This window comes from Frankia sp. R82, assembly GCF_023716925.1.
In the GTDB taxonomy this organism is placed as follows: domain Bacteria; phylum Actinomycetota; class Actinomycetes; order Frankiales; family Frankiaceae; genus Frankia.
This window is the reverse complement of record NZ_JAMQQG010000316.1, coordinates 1-24298: the sequence shown is the minus strand read 5'-3', so window position 1 is coordinate 24298 and position 24298 is coordinate 1. Positions and strand designations below refer to the sequence as shown.

The 24298-nt window shown below is 70.7% G+C and carries 15 protein-coding genes and 1 pseudogene; 8 read left to right on the top strand and 8 right to left on the bottom strand.

Features of this window, described 5'->3' with window-relative positions; all coding sequences use genetic code 11:
- Nucleotides 1-6 precede the first annotated feature (6 nt).
- Together ND747_RS26040 and ND747_RS26035 are read left to right on the top strand one after the other, a co-directional pair.
- Nucleotides 7-1887, top strand: a complete 1881-nt coding sequence (locus ND747_RS26040) for a DUF4012 domain-containing protein (RefSeq protein WP_251736879.1) — start codon at nucleotides 7-9, stop codon at nucleotides 1885-1887.
- A 96-nt stretch (nucleotides 1888-1983) separates the two neighbouring features.
- Entirely contained in the window at nucleotides 1984-3279 is a 1296-nt protein-coding gene (locus ND747_RS26035) for a hypothetical protein (RefSeq protein WP_251736875.1), read from the top strand.
- A gap of 396 nt (nucleotides 3280-3675) precedes the next feature.
- Here the strand turns inward: ND747_RS26035 and ND747_RS26030 are convergent, their stop codons facing one another.
- The 4 genes from ND747_RS26030 to ND747_RS26015 all read right to left on the bottom strand — a co-directional run bounded on the left by ND747_RS26030 (nucleotide 3676) and on the right by ND747_RS26015 (nucleotide 9030).
- Complete coding sequence (locus ND747_RS26030; protein ID WP_251736873.1) at nucleotides 3676-5034, bottom strand: FAD-binding oxidoreductase; 1359 nt, start codon at nucleotides 5032-5034, stop codon at nucleotides 3676-3678.
- Nucleotides 5035-5587: 553 nt separating this feature from the next.
- The gene (locus tag ND747_RS26025) at nucleotides 5588-6334 is read right to left on the bottom strand and encodes a succinate dehydrogenase/fumarate reductase iron-sulfur subunit (RefSeq protein WP_251736872.1); all 747 of its coding nucleotides are present in this window, start codon (nucleotides 6332-6334) and stop codon (nucleotides 5588-5590) included.
- Nucleotides 6335-6413: 79 nt separating this feature from the next.
- Nucleotides 6414-8351 carry a fumarate reductase/succinate dehydrogenase flavoprotein subunit gene (locus ND747_RS26020; RefSeq protein WP_251736870.1) on the bottom strand — a complete coding sequence of 646 codons (1938 nt, stop codon included), beginning with the start codon at nucleotides 8349-8351 and terminating at the stop codon, nucleotides 6414-6416.
- 13 nt (nucleotides 8352-8364) lie between these two features.
- Nucleotides 8365-9030 carry a succinate dehydrogenase cytochrome b subunit gene (locus tag ND747_RS26015; RefSeq protein WP_374216328.1) on the bottom strand — a complete coding sequence of 222 codons (666 nt, stop codon included), beginning with the start codon at nucleotides 9028-9030 and terminating at the stop codon, nucleotides 8365-8367.
- 167 nt (nucleotides 9031-9197) lie between these two features.
- On the opposite strand from ND747_RS26015, the gene ND747_RS26010 reads away from it, so the two are divergent.
- Both ND747_RS26010 and ND747_RS26005 read left to right on the top strand, forming a co-directional pair.
- The gene (locus ND747_RS26010; RefSeq protein WP_251736868.1) at nucleotides 9198-10238 is read left to right on the top strand and encodes a LysR family transcriptional regulator; all 1041 of its coding nucleotides are present in this window, start codon (nucleotides 9198-9200) and stop codon (nucleotides 10236-10238) included.
- 896 nt (nucleotides 10239-11134) lie between these two features.
- Entirely contained in the window at nucleotides 11135-12475 is a 1341-nt protein-coding gene (locus ND747_RS26005) for an alkaline phosphatase PhoX (RefSeq protein ID WP_251736866.1), read from the top strand.
- 56 nt (nucleotides 12476-12531) lie between these two features.
- Here ND747_RS26005 and ND747_RS26000 read toward each other — a convergent pair whose 3' ends face one another.
- The gene (locus ND747_RS26000; protein ID WP_251736864.1) at nucleotides 12532-13494 is read right to left on the bottom strand and encodes a hypothetical protein; all 963 of its coding nucleotides are present in this window, start codon (nucleotides 13492-13494) and stop codon (nucleotides 12532-12534) included.
- Between the two features lie 557 nt (nucleotides 13495-14051).
- On the opposite strand from ND747_RS26000, the gene ND747_RS25995 reads away from it, so the two are divergent.
- Entirely contained in the window at nucleotides 14052-14423 is a 372-nt protein-coding gene (locus tag ND747_RS25995) for a hypothetical protein (protein ID WP_251736863.1), read from the top strand.
- Nucleotides 14424-14581: 158 nt separating this feature from the next.
- Complete coding sequence (locus tag ND747_RS25990; RefSeq protein ID WP_251736861.1) at nucleotides 14582-15712, top strand: amidohydrolase family protein; 1131 nt, start codon at nucleotides 14582-14584, stop codon at nucleotides 15710-15712.
- Nucleotides 15713-15742: 30 nt separating this feature from the next.
- Here the strand turns inward: ND747_RS25990 and ND747_RS25985 are convergent, their stop codons facing one another.
- A complete protein-coding gene (locus ND747_RS25985) occupies nucleotides 15743-16906 on the bottom strand; it encodes a CAP domain-containing protein (protein WP_251736859.1) in 1164 nt (387 codons plus the stop codon).
- A 402-nt stretch (nucleotides 16907-17308) separates the two neighbouring features.
- Between ND747_RS25985 and ND747_RS25980 the strand changes: the two genes are divergently transcribed.
- A complete protein-coding gene (locus ND747_RS25980) occupies nucleotides 17309-20482 on the top strand; it encodes an ATP-binding cassette domain-containing protein (RefSeq protein ID WP_251736857.1) in 3174 nt (1057 codons plus the stop codon).
- Nucleotides 20482-21204: pseudogene (locus ND747_RS25975) on the top strand (ABC transporter ATP-binding protein); the annotation flags it as partial. The gene ND747_RS25980 and the pseudogene ND747_RS25975, both read left to right, overlap by 1 nt.
- 162 nt (nucleotides 21205-21366) lie before the next feature.
- Here the strand turns inward: ND747_RS25975 and ND747_RS25970 are convergent.
- Together ND747_RS25970 and ND747_RS25965 are read right to left on the bottom strand one after the other, a co-directional pair.
- Nucleotides 21367-22629 carry an ABC transporter substrate-binding protein gene (locus tag ND747_RS25970; RefSeq protein ID WP_251736855.1) on the bottom strand — a complete coding sequence of 421 codons (1263 nt, stop codon included), beginning with the start codon at nucleotides 22627-22629 and terminating at the stop codon, nucleotides 21367-21369.
- A gap of 361 nt (nucleotides 22630-22990) precedes the next feature.
- Nucleotides 22991-23887, bottom strand: coding sequence for an NAD(P)H-dependent oxidoreductase (locus ND747_RS25965; protein WP_251736853.1), 897 nt, complete (start codon nucleotides 23885-23887; stop codon nucleotides 22991-22993).
- Nucleotides 23888-24298 lie beyond the last annotated feature (411 nt).

The following is a 24298-nucleotide window of genomic DNA, read 5'->3' as shown; positions in this document are numbered from 1 at the left end:
GCCGACGTGCTGGCGGAGCCCGCGGGACCGGCTGACCCGGCTGACCCGGCGGATCAGGCCGGTCCGGCCGGTCCGGCCCGGGGCTGGTGGGCGCGGCAGCGCGGGTTGGTCGGCGGCTGCGCCGTGCTGTTGGTCGTGGTGGTGGGCCTGCTCGGCTGGGTGGTGGTGCGCGCCCTGTTGGCCCGCACCCAGCTCGACCAGGCGCGGGCCCGCATCGCGGTGCTGCAGCAGCAGGTGCTGGCAGGCGACCTACCGGCGCAGGCAGAGCTGAGCGCCCAGGTCGCCGCGATCGGAGACCGGGCTCGAGCCGCGCGCTCCCTGACCGATGACCCGGTGTGGTCGGCGTTCGGGCACGTCCCTTGGGCGGGCTGCCCGCTGCGTTCGGCCGCCCAGCTTGCGCGCGGGTTCGACGCGATGGCGGCCACCGGCCTGCCCGCGGTGGCGGAGCTCGGCAACGACCTGAACCCGGCCCGACTGCGCCAGCAGATGACCATCAACGTGGATGCCCTGGCCGCGGCGCGAATACCGGCGCAGCGGGCGTCGGCGGCGCTCGACGGGTTGCAGGCGGCGGCGCAGGCCGCCCCGCGCTGCGGCTGGACGGGTCGGGTCAGCGGCGTCGATGCGGCCCGCAGCGAGGTGGTGGAGCGCGGCGCGAGTCTGTCCGACGCGCTGGACAGCGTGGCGCTGGCGGCGCGGATCGGCCCGGCGATGCTCGGCGCGCAGGAAGCCCGGCGCTACCTGCTGGTCGTGCAGAACCCGGCCGAGTCCCGGGCGAACGGCGGAATCATCGGCGGGTTCGGCCTGCTCACCGCCCAGCGGGGCCAGCTGTCACTCAGTGGCATCACCGGAAACGGTTCGCTACCCGGCGGGCCGACCCAGGCGAACCCGGCCGTGGAACTGAACGGCCCGTTTGCGGAGCGCTACGGATCGTTCTGGCCGGACCGAGTGTGGGCGAACGCGAACCTGACGCCGGACTATCCGACCGTGGGTCGGCTTTACACCAGCATGTACCGGGCCGGAACCGGCATCGACGTGGACGGCACGATCAGCGTCGACCCGACCACGCTGGCCTATCTGCTGGCGGCGAGCCGCCCGGCGGTGCTGCCGGACGGCGAGGTGGTCACCGCGGGTTCCCTGGTCGACCTGGTCGAGTCAAAGGTGTATGCGCGGGTACCAACCGTGGCCGGCCGGGACCGTTTCTTCGCCGAGGTCGGCCAGGCCGCCTACGCCGCGGTGGAATCGGGCAGCGGGAACACCCCGAAACTGCTGACCGCCCTGACCCGCGCCGCCCGCGAGGGCCGGCTGCTCGTGTCCAGCAACCACGCCGACGAGCAGGACGTTCTTTCCGGGACGGCCCTGGGCGGCGCGCTGCCCACCGGCAACGAGCCGTACCTCGCCGTCGTGACGCAGAATGCGGCGGCGAGCAAGCTTGACTACTGGCTGCGACGTGGGGTGAGCTACCAGGTTCAGCGGATGCCTGGTGGCGGCGGCGCCGTCACGATCGTGATCAAGCTGACGAACGCCGCCCCGGACGGGCTGTCGGACTACGTCCGCAACCGCGAGGACCGGCCCAGCCCGGACGGCAATCCGCAGGCACAGAACAACATCTGGCTGTCGGTCTATACCGGACGGGACAGCCTGTTCGCGGGTGCCCGTCTCGACGGCCATGCCATCAGCATGGACGCCGGCAGTGAAAACGGCCTACCAGTCGTCTCCACCTACCTGACTCTCGACCGCGGCCAGACGCGCACCCTGGCACTCAAGGTGCTCGAACCGCATGCGGGTCCGCTGCTCGTCGTCCGCCCGCAGCCGCTGCCCGTCCCCGAGCAGCTACTCGTCCAGGGGGTCCAGGTTGTCCCGCCATGGTCACGCAGAGTTACTAACTAGCTCCCGCGGTCGTAGACACGGAGAGTAGTTGATGCTTACTCTCTGTCACGTCAATCGTTCATCTACTTGACGTGATCATCCGCAGGGAGTGCCTGTATGAAGTTCCGACCTCTCGGAGCCGCAGTGCTGGCCGGCAGCGGCATGGTGCTCGCCGTCCTGCCGGCGGCTTCCGCATCGGCTCTCGACCTACCAGTCGTCGCCCCGCCGGACGTCCACCTGCCCGTCTTCGGTCAGCCGGGCCCCGCCCAGCCGGCTCCCGTCCAGCCGGCAGCCGGTCAATCACTGCTCGGTCCGTCCGAGTCGACCCAGCCGGCAGTCGGTCAGTTGCTGCCTGACGAGCCGATCCTCGACAAGCCGATCCTCGACAAGCCGATCCTCACCGACGACAAGCCCTACCCACCCACCAACTGCTCGGGACTGATCGGCCCGGGCTCCGTCAGCAAGTCCGTGGTGCTCGCCGGCGAGAGCGTCGTGTTCAGCGGCTGCGGATTCATCCCGGGACGCCCCGTCAACATCAAGATCAACGGTCAGCTGATCAACACCGTGCTCGCTGACGCGACCGGAAGCTTCGCCGTGCCGGTGAACTTCCCGACCGCCGGCCAGCAGAACCTGACCGGCAGCGACGTCGACCCGCGCATCGTCAACGCCTCCGTCACCGTCATCGGCTTCGGTGAGAACGGCATCGAGGGTTTGCCGTTCAACCCGGCCTGGGTCTCCAACTTCATCGGTGGCTTCCTTGACAAGGACGGTCGCCACCACGATTGGAACGACGACGATCCGCACGGCGGCGGCGGTGGCGGTGGCGCCGACGAAGGCTGCTTCGGCGGCATCAACAAGGACGGCAAGGACGGCAAGGACGTCAACAAGGACGTCAACAATGTCAAGGACGGTGGAAAGGACGGGCTGAAGGAGGCCCAGGCCGCCGGCCTCGACGGGGACAAGACCACCGGGGACAAGACCAACGAGGACAAGTTCACTGGGGACAAGGCAACCGAGGACAAGGCCGCGGAGAACAAGGACGGGGACTGGCTGTCCCAGATCGGTGACTGGTTCTCCGACAAGAACAAGGACGGGGACAAGGGCAAGGACAAGGACGAGAACTGGGACAAGGACAAGGACAAGGGTGGCGGCGGCCAGGGTGGCCCGAACTGCGTGGTCGCAGGGGTCGGTGTCGGCGTGCTCGGCGCCGGTGGCGCTGGTGGCGCCGGTGGTGTCGGCGGCGCGGGCGCGACCCCGGCCGGCAGCACTCTGCCCTTCACCGGAGTCCAGACCGGGGCCATGGCCTCGATCGCCGTCGCCCTGCTCGGCGGCGGAGCACTGCTGCGGGTAGCCGCCCGTCGGCGCCGGACCGCCGTCACCAGCACCGGCACCGCCACACGCACCGAGGCCTGACCCCATTCGCAGCCCCACTCGGCCACACTGACAGCCGGGCCCTACTGACATCCGGGCCCTGATCCCAGGCCCACGATCGAGCCCTGACCGGCCCTGACCCGGACCGGCCAGGTCCACTCGATCACCACGGCACCATCACCACGGCACCATCACCACGGCACCATCACCACGGCACCATCACCACGGTGCAGTGTCATCGCGGTGCCAGGCACCGAACCGATCATCGGTCGCGCCGTCTGCAGCCTGCGGTCCCGCGGCGCACGGCGGTGGCCACCCGGCCGCCCCCCGCAATCACGTGGGGGGCGGCCATCCTGTTGGGTGCGGCGGATCGCCGGCCACCATGGCGGATCTTTGCCCAGCAGGGTCGACCCGCCAGCCAGCCCGGACGATCTCCGGTCAGCGCAGCGGGTCGAAGGGGGCCAGCGCCGCGGCGGGGGTCCCGCTGACGATCGCGTCAGCAAGAAGCTGCCCGGTGACCGGGCCCAACGTGATGCCCCACATTCCGTGCCCACCGGCGACGAACACACGCGGCGAGGCCGTTCGGCCGATCAGCGGTAGCCCGTCCGAAGTGCAGGGCCTCGGCCCGACCCATTCGTGGGTGCGAACATCGAGATCAACCCCGGTCAGCAGGCCGCGGGCCGCCTCGACCACCGCCCGGATGCGCCGCGGGTCGGCCGGCGCGTCCGGCCGACGGAACTCCATCATCCCGGCGACCCGCAGCCCGTCCCCGACCGGTGTGCACGCCACCCGGGACGCCGGAAAGTAGATCGGCCCACTCGGCGCCTGCGGCGTCGCCACCTGGAAGCTGTAACCCCGCCCGGCCTGCACCGGCACTCGCACCCCGAACGACCCGGCCAATCGCGGCAGCCATGCCCCCGTGGCAACCACCACCGCGTCGAACTCCTCATCCGCGCCAGGCCCGTCCGCGCCGCCAGGCCGATCCGCGCCGTTCCCGTCCGCGTCATGCCCGTCCGCGGTGGATCGGCTGATCACCACACGTCCCGTGCCTGCAGCTCCCGCCGCATGCGTCGCATCCGCGGCGTGGATGGCGTGTATCGGGGTGGACTCGTGGATGCGACCGCCGCGTTCCCGCACCGCGTCGGCGAGCGCGGCGACGAACCGTCCCGGGTCGAGGTACCGCTGCCCATGCACCTGGACGACGTGCCGGACCTGCGGACTCAGCAATGGTTCAAGATCGTGGGCGGCGAGCGGGTCGAGCACCTCGGCGTCGACCGGCTGCCCCGCCGCGCGTACCCCGTCCAGCTCGCGCAGCAGCTCGTCGAGGTCGGCGCGTTCCCGGTAGCCGGCGAGAAACGGCGCGGCCGCCCGGGTGCGGACACGCACACCCCCCGCATGCAGGACGTCGAACGCCTCGAGCGCCGTGGTGGTCAGCGGCGCCAACGCCCGCATCGCCAACTGCCAGCGCCGATGCGTACTGTGCCGGACGAACCCGGCGACGAACCGAGCAAGACGCGCATCGGCCACCGGCGGAACGTACACCGGCGAGTCTGCCCGCCACAGCACCCGCAGCCCATAGCGCAGGACCGCCGGGTCCGGCAACGGCGTGGCGAGCCCCGGGGTGAGCCAGCCGGCGTTCCCCCACGACGACCCCGCCCCCACCGGATCGACTCCGGACGTCAGCTGATCCCGATCGAACACCGTGACCCGGACGCCCCGCTCCTGTAGAAACCAGGCCACGCACAGCCCGACCATCCCCCCGCCGATGATGGCCACCCGATCCGGTGCGTTGTGCATTTGACCTTCCACCTGCACCATTGTCCGCCCGAACCCCGCCCGCCGGCATCCGCTGTGGAACTGCCCTCGCCGCAGCACCAGTTCGTCTGCACCGGGTGTGATCTGGGTAGATGTCACGTCGGCTCACGACACAAACCCCAAAGAACCGCGACACAAAGCCCAAGGCACTTCGTGCTGTCCCCACATGTGGAGGGTTGTTCGGGGTTTTCGGCCTCTGGGCCCGAACAACCCTCCACATGTGGGCGGCGACCGGAGGACTCGTGCGGTGATGGCTGGCTGAGACCGCTCCGCGGCGGCCGGTCGGGCTGGCGGTGACGGCGTCGGTGCTGGTGGTGACGGCGTCCGTGCTGTCCGTGTCGATGGTGGCTGCGGTGGCGCCGGCGGTGGTAGGAGCGGGGGCGGACATGGGTCTGCCCCGAGGGACAACCGGGTCGGTCGTCCCTCGGGGCAGACGGTGGTGCGGTGGTGCGAGGCCGTGCGGTGGTGCGGTGGTGCGGTGGTGCGGTGGTGCGAGGCCGTGCGGTGGTGCGGTGGTGCGGTGGTGCGGTGCGGGTTACTTGCGGCCGAGGGAGGCGCGCAGGTACTCGCGGTTGAGGGTGGCGATGCTGTCCAGGGGGATGCCCTTGGGGCAGGCCACGGTGCACTCGCCGGTGTTGGTGCAACCGCCGAAGCCCTCGGCGTCCATGGCCTCGACGAGGTTGAGGACACGGTCGGCACGCTCGGGGGCGCCCTGCGGAAGGCTGTTGAGATGTGTCACCTTCGCCGAGGTGAACAGCATCGCCGAGCCGTTCGGGCAGGCTGCGACGCAGGCGCCGCAGCCGATGCAGGTGGCGTTGTCGAAGGCGGTGTCCGCGATCGGCTTCGGCACGGGGGTGGCATGCGCCTCGGGGGCGCTGCCGGTGTTGGCGCTGATGTAGCCGCCGGCCCGGATGATCCGGTCGAGGCCGGATCGGTCGACCATGAGGTCCTTGACCACGCCGAACGCCACGGAGCGCCACGGCTCGACGTCGATCACGTCTCCGTCGGCGAACTCGCGCATGTGCAGCTGACAGGTGGTGGTCCGCTCGCGCGGCCCGTGCGCCTGTCCGTTGATGACCACGCCGCAGGAGCCGCAGATGCCCTCGCGGCAGTCGTGGTCGAAGGTCACCGGGTCGTCGCCCTCGAGGGTGAGCCGCTCGTTGAGCACGTCGAGCAGTTCGAGGAAGGACATGTCCGGGTTGGCGTCGGGCACCTCGTAGGCCACCATGCGGCCGGAGTCGGCCGGGCCGGCCTGGCGCCAGATCCGCAGGGTGAGCTTCACGTTCCGCTCCTCGCGCTCTCGCTGTTGTGGTCGGGTAGGAAGGGGGAGTCTGTCGCTGCCACGTCGTGCACGACCGTCGTCACGCGTAGTTGCGCTGGGCGAGGTGGACGTAATCGAAGTTCAGCGGTTCCTTGTGCAGGATGGGCTGCTCGCCGGTGCCGCCGAACTCCCACGCGCCGGCGTAGGCGAAGCGGTCGTCGTCGCGTCGGGCCTCGCCGTCGGGCGTCTGGCTCTCCACCCGGAAGTGGCCGCCGCAGGACTCCTCACGGTGCAGCGCGTCGACGCACATGAGCTCGCCGAGTTCGAGGAAGTCCGAGACCCGGTTCGCCCGCTCGAGGCTCTGGTTCACCTGGGACCCGCTGCCGGGCACCTTCACCGAGCGCCAGAACTCCTCGCGCAGCTCGGGCAGACGGCCCAGTGCCTTGCGCAGGCCGTCCTCGCTGCGGGCCATGCCGCACTCGTCCCACATGATCTCGCCGAGCTCGCGGTGGAACGAGTCCACCGTGCGCTCGCCGTTGATCGACAGCAGCTTGGTGAGCCGGCCGGTCGCCTCGTTGACGGTTTCGACGACGTCGGGGTGGGCCTCGGTGACCTTGTCGAACTTGTTCGAGGCGATGTAGTTGCCGAGCATCGGCGGCAGCACGAAGTAGCCGTCCGCCAGGCCCTGCATCAGCGCGCTGGCGCCCAGGCGGTTGGCGCCGTGGTCGGAGAAGTTCGCCTCACCGACGACGAAGCAGCCCGGGATGGTGCTCTGCAGGTCGTAGTCCACCCACAGGCCGCCCATCGTGTAGTGGACGGCGGGGTAGATCCGCATCGGGACCTTGTACGGGTCCTCGCCGGTGATCCGGTCGTACATCTCGAACAGGTTGCCGTACTTCTCGCGGACCTTGTCCTCGCCGAGACGCCGGATGGCGTCGGCGAAGTCGAGGTAGACGCCCAGGCCCCCGGGCCCGACGCCGCGGCCGAGGTCGCACTGGTTCTTCGCGGCCCGCGAGGCGATGTCGCGAGGGACCAGGTTGCCGAAGCCCGGGTAGATCCGCTCGAGGTAGTAGTCGCGCTCGGCCTCGGGGATCTGGTCGGGGGAGCGGGTGTCACCGGCGTTCTTGGGCACCCAGATCCGACCGTCGTTACGCAGCGACTCGCTCATCAGAGTGAGCTTCGACTGGTAGTCGCCGGAACGCGGGATACAGGTCGGGTGGATCTGCGTGTAGCACGGGTTGGCGAAGTACGCGCCGCGCCGATGTGCCCGCCAGATCGCACTCGCGTTCGAGTTTTTGGCGTTCGTCGACAGGTAGAACACGTTGCCGTAGCCGCCGGTGGCGAGCACGACCGCGTCCGCGAGGTAGGTGGAGATCTGCCCGGTGACCAGGTCGCGGGCGACGATGCCGCGGGCGCGACCGTCGATGACGATCAGATCGAGCATCTCGGTGCGCTCGTGCATCTCGACGTTGCCGGCGTCGATCTGACGCGACAGCGCCTGGTAGGCGCCGATCAGCAGCTGCTGACCCGTCTGACCACGGGCGTAGAAGGTGCGGGCGACCTGCACACCACCGAACGAGCGGGTGTCGAGCAGACCGCTGTACTCGCGGGCGAACGGCACGCCCTGCGCGACGCACTGGTCGATGATCTGCGTGGACGTCTGCGCCAGCCGGTAGACGTTGGACTCCCGGGCGCGGAAGTCACCGCCCTTGACCGTGTCGTAGAACAGCCGGTAGACGGAGTCGCCGTCGTTGCGGTAGTTCTTCGCCGCGTTGATGCCACCCTGTGCGGCGATCGAGTGGGCGCGTCGCGGCGAGTCCTGATAGCAGAACTGGATGACGTGGTAGCCCTGCTCGGCCAGGGTCGCCCCCGCGGCCCCGCCGGCCAGGCCCGTCCCCACGATGATGACGGAGTGGCGGCGGCGGTTCGCCGGGTTGACGAGCTTGGCGTCGAAGCGGCGCTTGTCCCAGCGCTGCTCGATCGGGACGTCCGGCGCGCGCGTGTCGGCGATGTCGTCGCCGAGCTTGAAGAACGTCATGTCAGCCTTCTTCTCAGTCCACCAGGCCGGCGAGGACTGCCACCGGAACGATCAGGAATCCGACGGTGAGCAGCACGGCGAGCCCGGTGGCAATGCCATGCACGGCCCGGTCACGGTTCGGCCGGTTCAGTCCCAGGGTCTGCGCCGCACTCCAGAAACCATGTTGGATGTGCAGGCCCAGAAAGATCATTGCAACGATGTAGATGGCGGTGACCCACCACACACTGAAACTGGAGACGACGTTGTCGTAGGCGGCGCCCTCGACCCCGTGCCGGTTCAGTGTGAGCGTCGTGAAGTCAAGGATGTGATAAATGATGAACAACGCCAGGGTGATGCCGCCGTAACGCATGACATGCACGGCGTAACCGGCCTTGGCCCTTTGCTTGTGGGCGTACTTGGCCGGCCGGGCCTTCAGATCACGTCGGCTGAGCTGGTACGCGGAGACGGCGTGCAGGACGACTGCCAGCGTGAGGACGAACCGCTGGATCCACAGATACCAAGCTCCGTGCAGGACCGGTTCCCCGATCGTGCGGAGCCAGTCGGCATAGTGATCGAAATCATCACGGCCATAGAAGATCTTCAGGTTCCCGAGCATGTGTGCGATCAGGAACGCCAGCATCAGCAGACCGGTGACGGCCATCACGGTCTTCTTGCCGATCGTCGAACGCCAGAAGTTCAACGGGGCGAAGGAGGACCGCGCGGGGCGCGCCGGGCGTGGTGCGGGCGCCGGTCGCGTCGGAGTTGTTACAGCCACGCCCGCACCCTAGAGCCGTGGTCAGCAGAGGTCCAAGACATGATAAAGCTTGAGTCCATAGTCGGGCGCTATGGAGGGCTACGCTGGCCGGTGTGCAGCTCCACCAGCTCGCCTATTTCGTCGCCGTCGCCGAGACCCGGCATTTCACCCGGGCCGCGCAGCGCATGCATGTGGCGCAACCCTCACTGTCCCAGCAGGTTCGATCACTCGAACAGGAGTTGGGAGCACCACTGTTCAACCGGGCCCGCGGCAACATCAGCCTCACCGCCGCCGGCGAGACTCTCCTCCCGCTCGCGCGCCGTATCCTCACCGACACGGAGACGGCTCGCCAGCGCGTCCATGAGCTGCTGGACCTACGTCACGGCACGGTCCGCCTCGGTGCCACCCCCAGCCTGTGCACCGGCTTCCTACCCGACGTCCTGCGCCTGTTCCACCAGCGCTACCCCGGCATCCGCCTGCTCGTCGAGGAGGGTGGCTCCCGCGACCTGATCCGCGACCTCGCCGGCGGCGACCTCGACCTCGCCCTGATCATCCTGCCGTTGCAGAGCTCCGACCCCGCCCTGGTCACCTCACCGCTGATCCGCGAGAGCCTGGTGCTCGTGACGTCCCGGGACGAACCACCACTGGTGACCGGCCGTCCGCTGTACGTGGCCGACCTGCGTGACCATCCGTTGGTGATGTTCCGCCGCGGCTACGACCTGCGCGACGCCACCGTCACGGCGTGTCGCGAGGCCGGCTTCGACCCGAACTTCGCCATCGAGGGCGGCGAGATGGACGCCGTGCTCGGCTTCGTCGCCGCCGGGTTGGGCAGCGCCGTCATCCCGAGCATGGTGGCGCGCCGACTGGGGATGCGCGTCACCCCGTTCTCCCCACCCGGGCTGCAGCGCACCATCGGGCTGGCCCGCCGCCGCGACGTCGAACCCACCCGCGCCGCCATCGAACTTCAACGCGTCCTGTGGGAGTACCTCCGCGACGCCGCCACCACCGGCAACCTCCCCGACGGCACCCGCCTGCTGCGCGGCCCCGGCGCGGACCCGGCGATCTCTCCCGAGTGCGATGCCCCCGCAGCCGCCCCCCTCAGGCTCGACCTGCCACCCGTCGGCGCGCACCCACCATCCCCCGGCACCTTCTGACCGGCAGACGAGCCGCCACACGGCCGGCGATGCCCGCGCGATCCGCCACACGGCCGGACGAGGGACTGCACCGATCCCGGCTGGAGACTGTGTCGCCACCGGGTGCGTGGTCTCCGACAGTGGGCCTGTTCGTGCTCCGGCGTGTCTCCTGTTGCATGCGTCGGTCGTGGCACAACCCCATGATCCGCTGGTCTGCCCCGGTTGGTACTCCTGGCCCGTCGAGATGTAGGCGTCTCATCGCGTTCCGTGTTGAGGTGTCGGAGTGTGACCGTCCTGGGAGTCGGTGGACGTTCCGCCGGGATGCCCTCGTGCGTATCTGCCTCTGACGCTCGTCGACCGATACTTTTCGCGCGGTAAATGCTACTTATTGTGACGGAACTGGCTTGGTTGTGGGTGGCTGACGGTCATGATCTGTTCTTGCCGAGGGTTGGTGAAGGATCGGTGGGCCGGAATCTTCACTCCGCCTCGGCAGGAATCCGTGACTTGGCGCAATGGTCGCCAGCCAAGGCGGACACGGGGCACCCGGGCACCCGCTGTCGGGGACTCTGGGTGGCAGCGTTGTGGGGTAGATGGCCGATGTTCGGATGGGTGACGGCTACACGGGTAGTCGGGGTGGTCGTGTCCGGGGGAGGAGCGGTGGCGTCCGGGGGAGGAGCGGTGGTGTGCGCGGGGGGGAGACGGTGGCGTGCACGGGGGAGGCGGCGCTCCCTGAGCGTGCGACAGTGTCTGGTTTGTTCGTGATTGAAGGGTGGGGGTCGGATGGGTGACGGGTCCGGCGCTGATCGGATGGTTGGACGTGTACTGACGTTTCGGTGGGCGTCGATCTCTGGTCATCTGGGGCTGTGAGCGTCGCTCGGGGCGCCGTCGGGACAACGGCGTCCTCGAGGAGGAAACGCATGTCAGTGAACCGTCGACAGGTGATGGCCGGGGCGGGGACCGCCGGCCTCGGGTTTGCGCTCGCGGGGGCGGTGGAGGCGGTGTTCGCCGGGACCGCGAACGCGGGGACCCCGGCGGCGTTCAAGGGGTACGGGGAGCTTGTTCCGGACCCGAAGAAGGTGGTGGACCTGCCGAAGGGGTTCAGCTACTCGGTGTTCTCCCGGGCGGGCAAGGACACGTTGGACGGGCCCGGCGGCGGCCTCGTGCCGGCTTCGCACGACGGGATGCGGGCGTTCCCGGCGGGGGCCGGGCGCAGCGTCCTGGTGCGTAACCACGAGTTGTCGCCGGGGACGAAGGACCCGATCGTGCCGCAGCGCCCGGGCCTGGTCTACGACCCCGCGGCGCCGGGCGGGACGACGACGCTCGCCGTCGCCGGTGACAGACTGCTGCGCCACATCCCGAGCCTCGCCGGCACCTACCGCAACTGCGCCGGTGGCGGGACCCCATGGAACACCTGGCTGAGCTGCGAGGAGACCGAGGCGACCCCGGCGACCGAGGCGGTGCTCACCAAGAGGCACGGGTACGTCTTCGAGGTCGACCCGTTCGGCCGGCTGCACGACGCCGCCCCGGTGCCGCTGGCCGCGCTCGGCCGGTTTGCGCACGAGGCCGTCGCCGTCGACCCGCGCGATGGCACCCTCTACCTGACCGAGGACGCCGCCAAGCCCTACGGGCTGGTGTACCGGTTCCAGCCGAAGCGGCCGAACGGCGGGCCGGGGAGCCTGCGGGCGGGTGGGAAGCTGCAGGCGCTGCAGGTCCCGGCCGTGCGGGATCTGTCCGCCGTGCGCGACCTGGGCACCAGGCTCTCGGTGACCTGGGTGGACGTCCCCGACCCCGACGCCACCACCGTCTCGGTGCGGGCCCAGTTCGACAACGCCAAGGTCACCCGGGTGCCCAAGGCCGAGGGCATCTTCTGGTCGCGCGGCGTCATCTACCTGGTGTCGAGTTACGCGAAGACGTCCGACGGCGCGGCACTCGACCACTCCGGCCAGGTGTGGCGGTTCGACCCGAAGCGCGCCACCCTCGAGCTGGTGCTGCGCCTCGAGGTCGGCGGCCGGTTCGACGGGCCCGACAACATCACCGTCTCGCCGTTCGGTGGAATCGTCCTGTGCGAAGACGGTGACGGCGAGAACTACCTGGTCGCCCCGTCCGCGGACGGTACACCCCACCCATTGGCCCGCAACGCCGGCAGCGACAGCGAATGGGCCGGTGCCACCTTCTCCGCCGACGGAAAGTGGCTCTACGCCAACATTCAGGGCGACGGCCTCACCGTCGCCATCACCGGCCCCTGGTGGCGCGGCTGACCGTCTGACGGTCACGTGACGGCACCGGCCCCGGTGGCGCGGCTGATGTCGTTGTTCTACTGGTAGGTGATGAGGTCCGGCGGGGGCGTGAAGGTCAGTGTCTCCGCCGGACTGAAGATGTTCGCGTCCTGGGTGAGGAACAGTTTCACCCCGGTGAAGAACGGCGGCTCGGCGTGCAGCAGGGCGTACTTGTCCAGCTTGTCCTGGCGGGCGCCGAAGCCGTCGATGTGAAAGATGGTGGCCAGTTCCGGGCGGGCCACGATGTTCTCCCGGTCCGGCAGCATCGACTGGGTGAACTGGTGCACGGCGAACAGTTTCTGCGGCAGCCGGTGCTGCCGCACCAGGCCGGCGAGCCAGCCGGAGACCTCGTTGACAGCGGCCGCGTCGCTGCTGCCGATCTGCCGGCCCGGAACCTGGGCCGGCCCCATCTTCCATTCCGGGTCGAGGGCAAGCCCGACATCGGGTTCCCGCAGCAACCGCTCATAACGTTTCGCCTGGTCCAGGAATCGTCCGCGGCCCGGCTGCAGATCCAGGATGAGCAGCATCCGGTGGGCCCGGGCGGCGGTCAGGTACGGCATGATCGCCTCGTCCGTCAGCATGCTGCTGTAGAGCCCGTCCGCGCCCGGTGACGCCGCCGCGACCGTGGCGATCAGCTCCATCGCCGGCTGCACCGGCCGGTCACCCGCACCGAACGGCGCCGCCGCGGCCAGCACCCGCTGCGCCGCCTGCTCCGGCGTTCCCTCGCCGAGCACGCCGAGCGCCCCGCCGCCGACCGATCCGTAGTGCGCGACGATCCGGTAGTGCGGCAGCAGCGTCCGCCCACCCATCGGCTCCTGGGACGCTTCCGCCGCCGCCTTTGCCCTCGCCTGCGCTCTCGCCGCAGCAGCCTCCGCCGCAGCCGCCGTCTGCCGGGCCTTGGCCGCAGCCTCGGCGGGTGGCCGGTCGCCGGAGGAACCGTCGCCGGCGCAGCCCGTCCACACCAGCATCGCGCCGAGCAACAGCAGGCCGGCCCACACCACCCGGTGTCGCGCCCCAGCCCGCCGTGGAGCCGCCGTCCGCCCTGACGTTCCTGCCTGCCGCGGTGCTCCGGCCTGCCGCGGTGCTGCCGGTCGCCGTCGTGATCCGCCCCGATCGACCATGTCGGCGCCTCTACCCACGAAACGGTCGATCACCCCGAAGGTGGCGTGCGGCGGCCCTGCACGTTGGCTGCGCCGTCCACGGGGTGCCCAGAAATCCACAACTGCTTTGTATCAGGTATCTGATTAATTTTTGAGCACGGCATGTTTTCGGTTTTCCTATTAGCCGATCAATCGCTTGACGATACTCTCCGTATCTACCGGAGAGGGGCATGTTGTCCTCCTGTCCGCGCGGCCTTTTTCTTTTTCCTCCGGTCTGGTGTGCTCCGGTTGTCGTTGGCTACACTTCGCCCAAGGCAGTCGGGGATCGGACGTTTTCTAGTCGGCGAGGGACTGTGATGCGGGGACGTGTAACGACGCGCGGTTCGCGTGAGCTGGTGACGGTTACCGGTGATGGCGGCGGCGGGCGAGCCAAAAACCCTAGGCAAGCTGGAGGAGATATGAACAGTGTCGACATCGCACTGAAGGAGACGCTGGAGATCGGGGGCGCACTCGGAGCCGCGCTCGTCGACTTCACCAGCGGCATGACCCTGGGCACGGCCGGCAATCCCCACTCGCTCGACCTGGAGGTGGCCGCTGCCGGAAACACCGAGGTGATCCGAGCCAAGCTCCGCACGATGGAGAGCCTCGGCCTGCAGGACACGATCGAGGACATTCTGATCACCCTCGGTCGCCAATACCATCTCATCCGCCTGTTGCAAAGCCATTCCGGCCGCGGCCTGTTCATCTATCTGGTGCTTGACAAGAGCCGCTCGAATCTTGCCCTTGCCCGGCACCGGCTGCGTACCATCGAATCCCAGCTCGACGTCTGACCTGTTCTCGGTCGGCCGTCCGTTCCCTGCTGCCTTTCTCCTACTCCCTCGCCCCACCGTTCTTCCATCCAGTTGTTCCGCTCTTTCTTTCTCGTCCCGTGGCCGCTCCGTCGGGCAGACTGGGAGCCGACAGGCTCCTGGTCGGCCGAGGAGGTGCGATGGCGACATCGAGCGGTGGGTCGCCCACCGCGGTGGACGGACCGACGTTGCACATCCGCGGGCCGGTGCTCGTCGGCCCGGCGGAGGTTCTCGACGAGGTGTGGGTCGTCGGTGGGCGGATCAGCCTCACCGCCCCGACCGGCGACGCTGCTCGCGACATCCGGACCGTGACCGGTTGGGCGTTGCCCGGCCTGGTGGACGCGCACTGCCACGTCGGTCTGGACGGGCACGGCGCCGTCGACCAGCCCACCGCCGAACAGCAGATCCTCGCCGACCGGGCGACCGGCGCGCTGCTGTTGCGGGACGCCGGCTCCCCGGCCGACACCCGGTGGGTCGACGAACGCCCCGACCTGCCGAAACTCATCCGGGCCGGGCGGCACATCGCCCGCACCCGTCGCTATATCCGTAACTACGCGGCCGAGGTCGAACCGGACGACCTCGTCACCGAGGTCCTCACCCAGTCCGGCCGCGGTGACGGCTGGATCAAGCTTGTCGGCGACTGGATCGACCGGGACCTCGGCGATCTGGCCGCCTGCTGGCCGCCTGAGGTTGCCAAGGCGGCGATCGACGCCGCACACGCCGCCGGCGCTCGGGTGACCGCCCACTGCTTCGCCGAGGCCGCCCTTGCCGACCTCGTCGAAGCCGGCATCGACTGCATCGAGCACGCCACCGGACTCACCACCGACACAATCCCCCTGTTCGCCGAGCGTCGGGTCGCGATCGTCCCCACCCTCGTCAACATCGCCACGTTCGAGAACATCGCCCGCGGTGCCGAGGCCAAGTTCCCCGCCTACGCCGCGCACATGCGCGCCCTGCACGCTCGCCGCTACGACACCATCGGCGCCGCCTGGGACGCCGGCATCCCCATCTACGTCGGCACCGACGCCGGTGGCAGCCTGCCGCACGGCCTGGTCGCCGCCGAAGTCGCCGAACTGCGCCGCGCCGGCCTGCCCGCCGAGTCCGCGCTCGCCGCCGCCACCTGGTCGGCCCGCGCCTGGCTCGGCCATCCCGCCCTTGCCGAGGGCGCCCCCGCCGATCTCGTCCTCTACCCCGCCGACCCCCGGGCCGACCTGGCCGTCCTCGCCGCCCCCGACCTCGTCATCCTGCGCGGCCAGCCCATCGCCGCCTGACGTTCCGCGGGCCGGTTGACGTCGCCGGCGTCAGAGTTTCGTGCCGAAGACCTGGGTCCAGTAGGTGCCGTACTCGCCGCCGACGGCATGGCCGACGCCGATCTCGCGCAGCTGCGGCAGCAGGATGTTCGCGCGGTGGCCGGGGCTGTCCATCCAGCCGGCGACGACCTCCTCGGCGGACGTCTGACCTGCGGCGATGTTTTCGGCGACGCGGGAGTAGCGATAACCGAGCGCGGTCACCCGGTCGGAGACGGTGCGTCCGTCGGGGCTGGTGTGGGCGAAGTAACCACGTCGGGCCATGTCGGCGCTGTGCCCGTCGGCGGCCGCGGTCAACACCGGGTCGACGCTGAGCGGGTGCAGGCCGACCCGCCCACGTTCGAGGTTCGTCAACGTCACGACCTGGGCGAGCATTGGGGGAAGCCCGTCGCCCCCGAAGGGCGCCGCCCCACCGTGCCAGGCGGGTGCCGCACCGGACCTGAACCCCACGGTCGGTCGTGCCCCACCCGGTGCGCCGGGTGAATCTGGAATGCCCATGCCCGGGGGGGTCCGAACGGGCGGGGTCACGATCGGAGCCGGGGCCGGCGCCGGTCGTGGTGGTGCCGCCGGTGACAGCGGGGCCGCGGGTGCCGGCGGAGCTGTGGGTGCCGGTGGGGGTGCTGGCGCCGGTGGGGGAGCTGGCGTCGGCGGGGGCACGGATGGTGCGGCGCTGTGGCCGTCGTCGTCGACCACGACACCGAAGTCGCGGGCAAGGCCGGCGAGGCCGTCGGCATAGCCCTGGCCGACGGCGCGGACCTTCCAGTCCTGCCCGCGGCGATAGATCTCGACCAGGGTGAGCACGGTCTCGAGGGACAGCGGTGGCGGGGTGAAGTGGACGAGCACGGTTCCCCGCAGGTTGTGCAGGGTGACGACGGGGGACGGCAACCGGCCGAAGGACGAACCGTCGTCCTCGGGGCTGGCGGCGAGCACGACCCGTTCGGCCCCGGGGCGTAGCGCCGCCGGGTCGATGGTGATCTCGGTACCGGCCAGGGTGACGCCGGGTGTGCGCGGCTGGTTGTAGAAGACGAAGTCGTCGTCCCCCCTGACCTTGCCGTTCGCCGACACGACCAGAGCGCACAGGTCGAACGGCCCACGCAGGCGCACCAGGACGGGGCCCGGGGGCAGCGGCGCGTTCGCGCCGGGCACCAGTTCTGTCATCCGTCCTACTCTCGTCCGCCGGACCGGGCGTGCGCCGTCCGTCCCTTCTAGGTGTACCGGGTGACGAGCGGCATCACCATCCCCGGTCCGGGCGATGACACCCACCGGACCGATTCCCGTGCATCCCGCAGGGATGGCCCGCACGGACACCCCCGTTCGTGGTCGCTGTTGTGGGCGATTTACTTGTGTAGCCCGATCGGCGGGTCATAACGTCACGTCCGTTGCCGTGATCGGGAGTCTGGGTTTCTTGCTGGCCTGTCCCCGACCGGCCGCCCTCGATCGGGCATGATCAGGTCAGATCTGGTGCGATCGGGCGGGGCCGGAAACGGCGGTGGGGGGAACCGCCGGGGATGACAGTGGGGCGCGGCCAGCGGGCCCGCCCGGAGCAGATGTGGACCGGTCGTGGACGACGTCATGGGGTTCGCCCTGCTCAGTCTTGGTTCCGGTGCGCTCTACGCGCTGGTCGCCGCCGGTGTCGTGGTCATCGCCCGCGGGGCCGGGGTTCTCAACATGGCGCAGGGCGCGCTGGTCGCCTGGTCGGCCTATGTCCTGCATGGGCTGCACGGGCCGTGGGGGCTGCCCCTGCCGCTGGCCGCGGTGCTGGCGGTGGGCTCGACCTCGGCGATCGGGGTCGCCTTCCATGTTCTGGTCATGCGCCCGCTGCGGGAGGCCACGGCGCTGTTGCGCCTGATGGCGACCCTCGGGCTGCTGATCATTCTTGAGTCGTCGCTGACGCTGATGTTCGCCGGCGCCGTACGAACCTCCCCGGCGGTGCTGCCCGGCGGCAGCGTCACCCTGTTCGCCACGGACATCGAGGTCAGCATCCTTGCCCGGCTCGGCGCGGTTGCGGTGCTGGTCGGAGCCCTGTGGGCGGTGTTCCGGTTCACCACACTCGGGCTTGCCGCGACCGCCGCCACCGAGAACCCGCGGGCGGCCGAGACCTTCGGCTGGTCGGTGGACGCACTGGCCGCCGCGGCCTGGGGGGTCGGCGCGGGCCTGGCCGGACTCGCCGGTGTGCTGCTCGCGCCGCTGCAGAACCCGCTGTCCTCGTCGAACCTGTTGCTGCTGATCGTGCCGGCGCTCGCCGTGGCGCTGATCGGCCGGTTCCACTCGTTTCCCGTGGTGCTCGCCGGCGGGCTCGTTCTCGGCCTGGTCGAGGTGGAGACCCAGTACGAGCTGGTCGCGCATCACCCGTTCTGGCGGGGCATCGACCGGGCCATCCCGCTGGCCGTGATCGTCTTCTATCTGGCGGTGCGCGGTCGCGGTCTGCCCGAACGGGGCCATGTCGCCGAACGCCATCCGGTGCTCGGCAGCGGACGGGTGCATCCCCGTGCCCTCGCCGTGCTGCTTGCGACCACGCTCGCCGCGGTGTGGTGGGTGCTGCCGACCGACTGGGTGGACGCGCTGGACGCGAACGCCCTGTGGGCGCTGATCATCCTGTCGGTGGTGGTGCTGGTCGGGTTCACCGGGCAGCTCTCCCTCGGGCAACTGGCGTTCTCCGGGATCGCCGCGTTGATCGCCGGACGGCTGGTGGCCACCCGTGGCTGGCCGCTGGAGGCCGCGATGGCCGTCGGTGTCGCCGGGACGGCGCTGGTCGGACTGCTGTTCGCGCTGCCGGCGCTGCGCACCCGGGGGCTGCAGCTCGCCGTGGTCACCCTTGGCCTCGGTGCGGCCGTCGACGCGCTGCTGTTCCAGCGGGGCTACCATTCGCCACCCCCCGAAGGGACCGGCGGGGAGCTCGGTTCGCTGTTCGCGGACCTGTCCCGTCCGGAGGGGACCGTCGTCGGTCACCAGCGCTTCCTGGGCGTGCGGCTGGACCCGCTGAACGATCCGCGCGGCTTCGCAACCGTCTCGGTGGTCGCGTTCGTGCTGGTCGCGCTCACTGTGGCGAACCTGCGCCGAGGCCGGGCCGGACGCCGCCTGATCGCCGTGCGCACCAACGAACGGGCGGCCGCCGCCCTGGGCATAAGTGTTGTCGGCGCCAAGCTGTACGCGTTCGCGCTGTCGGCGGCGATCGCCGGCTTCGGTGGCGTGCTCTACGCGTTCTACCTGTTCGGCGAGAACGGCAACATCGACTACGGCCGTGGGAACTTCGCGCCGTTCCCGTCGATTCTGCTGATCTCCTATGCGGTGGTCGGCGGCGTCGGCTGGGTCAGCGGCTCGTTCACCGGCGCCCTGCTCGCGCCCGGAGCACTGCTGGCCCGCGCGGGGGTGACGGTCGGGGGCTGGCTCGGCCGGCTCGGCTGGCTGCTACGGGCCATCCTCGCCGCTGTCGGTGGCCTGCTGGGCCTGGCCGGGACGGCGGCGCTGCAGCGCGACCCACGTACCGCCTACCGCCTGGGCCATGCGCACCGCCTGGTCGGGCCAGCCGCCCGCCGCTGGCTGCCCTGGCTCGGCGCGGCTCTCGCCGCCGCCCTCGCGGCCCTGCTCAGCGGCGCGATGCGCCATGTGCTGACCCATCCCGACCGGTACGTGCCCCTGATCGGCGGCATCATCCTCGTCGTCGTACTGTCCCGTTCCGGCGGTGGGATGGCGCCGGAGAACGCCCGCACCGCAGCTGCGCTCTATGACCGCTTCGTCCCGCGTGCCGCCGAACGCCGTAGCCGCGCCGACGCCACCCGCCTCCACCGCGCCCTCGGCCCCACCCCCTGTGCCACTGCCACCCCCCGGTCGGGGCAGGCGGCCCGACCGGAGCCTGCGGGCGCGGTGGGGCGGCAGGCCCGGTCGGGGGAGCCGACAACGTTGTCGGTGTGGGGACTCACGGTCCGGTTCGGTGCGGTGGCCGCGGTGCGTGACGTCGACCTACGGGTCGAACCGGGCCAGGTGGTCGGCATGATCGGCCCGAACGGTGCGGGCAAGACCACCGTGATTGATGCGATCACCGGCTACACGCCGTCCACCGTGCGGTCGATGACGCTCGGTGATATTCGGCTGGACCGTCTGGCCGCCCACCGCCGGGCCCGTGCCGGCATCAGCCGGTCGTTCCAGAACCTCGAACTCTTTGACGACCTCACCGTTCTGGAGAACATCCAGGCCGCCAGCGACCGGCGCGACGCCGCCGCCTACCTCACCGACCTGTTTCTGCCCCGGTCGCGCCCGCTGCCCGAGCCCGCGCTCGCCGCCATCGACGCCTTCAACCTGCGCGGGGACCTGTTGCGCACGGTCTCCGATCTGCCGTACGGACGCCGTCGCCTGCTGGCCATCGCCCGCGCCGTCGCCGCCGGGCCCGGCGTGCTGTTGCTCGACGAGCCGTGCGCGGGTCTGGACGAGTCCGAAAGCGCCGAGGTCGCGGCCCTGCTCCGTCGCCTCGCCGACGACTGGGGCCTCGGCATCCTGCTCAACGAGCACGACATGGATGTGATCATGGGAGTGTGTGACCGCGTCGTGGTCCTCGACGCCGGAGAGCTCATCGCCGAGGGACCGCCCGCCCAGGTGGCCGTCGACCCTCGGGTGCGCACCGCCTACCTCGGCGATGTGGACGCGGCCGACTCCCCGTCCTGTCACCGAGCGCCGCCCTCTCCGGGGGCGGATGCGGTACCAAGGCCGTCCACGGCCGCTCGGGTGGGGAAGATCTGATGCCTCGCGGCGGGGGAAGCGCGACGGCGGACGTCGGCAACCGGCCGGTGGTGCTGGCGGCCCGTGGGCTGTCGGCCGGGTACGGGGCTGGGCCGGTCGTGCGCGATCTTGACCTTGAGGTCAGGGCGGGCGAGGTCGTCACCCTGCTGGGCCCGAACGGGGCAGGCAAGACGACGACGCTGCTGGCGCTTGCCGGCGCCCTGGTCCCGACGGGCGGTGCCGTCCACCTCGACGGGAAAGCCTCCCGGGCGCCCCTGCACGAACGGGCCAGGCATGGTCTGAGCCTGGTGCCGGAGGAACGCTCGGTCGTGATGAGCCTGACCGTGCGGCAGAACCTGCGCGTCGGACGGTGCGACCCCGCACGTGCCCTGGAGATCTTCCCCGAACTCGGCGAGCATCTCGATCGCCGGGCCGGCCTGCTCTCCGGTGGCCAGCAGCAGATGGTCGCGCTCGCTCGGGCGCTCGCCCGGCGGCCCACGATCCTGCTCGCCGACGAACTGTCCCTGGGCCTGGCCCCCCAGGTGGTCCAGCGCCTCCTGGGCGCCGTGCGCGCCGCGGCCGACGCCGGACTGGCCGTCGTCCTCGTCGAACAGCACGTGCGCAGCGCCCTGGCCATCGCCGACCGGGTCCACGTGCTGCGGCACGGCGTCGTTGCCTGGTCCGGGACGGCCGCCGAGGCGAACGCCGACCGCGACCGGCTGCTCGGCGCCTACCTGCCCGTCGAGCCCGTCGAGCCCGTCGAGTCTCCCGGACCCGTCGAGCCCCTCGGACCCGTCGAGCCCCTCGAGGCCAGCCAGCCGGGCGGATCGGCCGGCTGGCGGCGAGCGGGTCAGCCGGCCGACCGGCGGGTCAGCCGGCGTGACCGGCAGGCCTGACCGGGCGGATCAGCCGGCAGCACGGCGGAGGATGTCGAGACCGTTGTAGGTGTCGGTGCCCAGGGAGATGAAGGACTTCGACGCGCTGTCCCAGCGGGCCCCACGCAGGGTGGAGTTGAAAATGCGCTCGGCGCCGGGGATCGGCGTGGTGGCGGTCAGGTCCAGCGGGGGGACGATGCCGCCGAGGTCCAGGTGCTTGGTCCTGTTCAGCTGGGCGAGCAGGTTCGCCGCGGTCAGGCCGCCGGAGACCTGGTTGCCGACCTTTTCGGCGATCTGCACGGACAGCCAGGCGTCCGTGGTACTCGTGCTGGTGCGCAGGGCGGGGGCGGCGTCGGCGTCCCCGGCAGCCTGCTCGGCGTCCAGTTCACGCACCATCCGGGCGACCTCGGGGAACTGGCCGGCCTGGCTGAACTCGGGGAACGCGGTGGCGACCACGAGACGGTCGGCGGCCGGGCCGAGGGTGGCGAGGTACTTCGGTGAGAGGGTTCCGCCGGCGTGGCAGGTACGCACCTGCTGGCCGGACTTCCCGATGACCGAGTAGGCAGCCTGGTCGAACACGACGAGGACGGCGCCGTCCGCGCCGGAGCGGGTGAGCTGGGTGATCGTCGGCGCGAAGTCGCTGGTCGTGATCGGGATACGGATCTTCGGGTCGATCGGGTGGCCCGCGGCCCGGCCACCGCCGACGGCCATGGTGATCAGCCGGTCGCTGGCGCTGAGGTCGTAGCCGACCAGACCGATGTGGCGGGCGCCCGCCTTGGCGAGCAGGGTCGGGCACACCGCCGGGTAGAAGGTCAGTGGGCTGATGACGAAGCTGATCGGTGAGCTGAGTTCGGAGCCGTCCGCGGAGACGCCGGCGGAACCGATCGACGGGATGCCGGCCTTGGCCAGGATGGGCATGATCCCACCGGACCCGCTGATCTCGCCAACCACCGCGAGCACGTGCTCGTCCACGGCCTGCTGGGCGCATTTCTTCGCCGTGGCGGCGTCGTTTCCCTCGTTGCAGTGCTCAAGGACGACCGGATGCCCGCCGATACCGCCGCGGGCGTTGACGCCGCGGACGGCGGCCTTCGCGGCAGCGACCATCTCGGGATAGTTGGTGCCGGCGGTGCCCGTCGGCGCGATGATCATCAGCTTGACCGGGCTACCCTCGGCGCTGCTCGAGCCCGAGGCGCCGGACGTGCCGGACGTCGTGCCGGAGCTGGCGCTGTCCGAGCCGGAACCGCCACCGCAGGCAGCCAGCGTTGCCATGAGCACGGCGGTCACCGCCGTCATGGCAAACCTGCCCAGCCCGCATCGTCCTCGCACCCTGCCGCCTCCTCGTTCGTGTCCCGGCTCTGCGCGACGGCAAGGTCCACGCGCCTGGGGAGCCCCTTGCGGGGATCACTGCTCCGACTATCTCGTTACTCCGTTGGGAGCCTCGAAAACCCCAAGTCGCGTCACGGATAGCACCACTGGGCTACGTATGAGCGATTCCCGATGAGACATCCGGGCCATGCTTCGGTGGCGGTCCGCATGGTCCGTTCGGACGGGCATCAGGAGAGGCGACAGGTGAACGCCACCGGGTCCCGTCACGGTAGACCGCAGTGGTCCGACCGCAGTCAGTGGGGTGACTGCGGGACGGGGTGCGGCGCGCTCAGATCACCTGGGACCAGGCGTAGGTGAAGCCCATGATCTGGTCGACGAGGGTCTCCAGGGCGCTCGCGGTGGCCTGGTCGGTCAGGCGGCCGTCGGCGTCGGCGATGGTGGGGGAGGCCGAGGTGTCGAGCAGGATGGCCTGGGGGGTCGGCCAGCCACGCAGGGAGTGCACGGTCGAGCGCAGGGCGGTCAGCGCCGTCCCCGCCGAATCGGCGCCGGGGGCGGTGACGATGAGTCCGACCGGGCGACCGTCGAGGTGGGGACGGGGGGCGCCGCGCAGGTCGTCGAGATAGTCGAGGGCATTGCTGACCAGGCCGGAGACCCGGCCGTGCTGGGCGGCGGTCGCGATGACCAGCGCGTCGCACTGCTCGACGGCGGCGAGCAGGCGCAGTGCCCCGGGGCCGCGCTCGGGCCGCTCGGGGGAGTACATCGGCAGGTCGAGTTCGCCGGAGCCGAACAGCAGGGTCTCGGCCCCGGCCTGCGCCATCGTGCCCAGCGCGCCGGCGAGCAGCCACTGGGTGAGCGAGTTGGGCTGCGTCGTGCCGCCGAGACCGACGATCATCGGACGGCGTCGCCGCGTCCGCACCGCCCCCAGCCCACCGGAGGCCAGGCCGTCCAACCCACCGCCGCCGGGCGTCCCCGTTCCCAGGCCCGGGCCGGACGGGATCGCACCGAGATCGTGCGCGGTCAGCGTGCCGAAACTGCCGGGTGACACTCCGCGGAGGTCGTCGGACGGCGCGGCACCGAGACCGCCGGCACCCCCGGAGCCGCTGCGGCGGGACGTCCGGGTGGGCAGCGGACGCGATGCCTCGGACGACCCCAGCGGACCGGCCTCACCCGCGGGCCCGCCGGGCCCGCCACCCGACGACCACCCCGCGCCGTACGAATCCCCCACGACCCCTCCTCGGTCCCTGTGCCCGGCCGTCTCGCGTCATCCGTGCCCGTCTCGTTGCGGGCCACCGCCGGACGACCGTACCCCCACCTTTGTTCCTATCCGACCCGCGGAGATCATGCACCGATGGGGGGTACGAGTTACTATCCCGGCCGGAAGTTTCGAGATCTCGACGGTCCGGTGTCAACGCCACCGTGGTTTCTCGATGTGATCCTCTGGTTGTCCGATACCGGTCTGCCGTCAGCCGACGACGTGCGATTCGCACACCCCACCCATCCCGCACACGGCGTCGTCCCTGGCCGCCTCGTCCATCACGTTCACGGGATCCCGGGCCGGCTCGCCGGTCGGGCGGCAGGCCGCCTCGTCGGCTGCGGCGTGGGCCGCTCCGTCGGCCGGGCGCACGCCCGGCTGAGG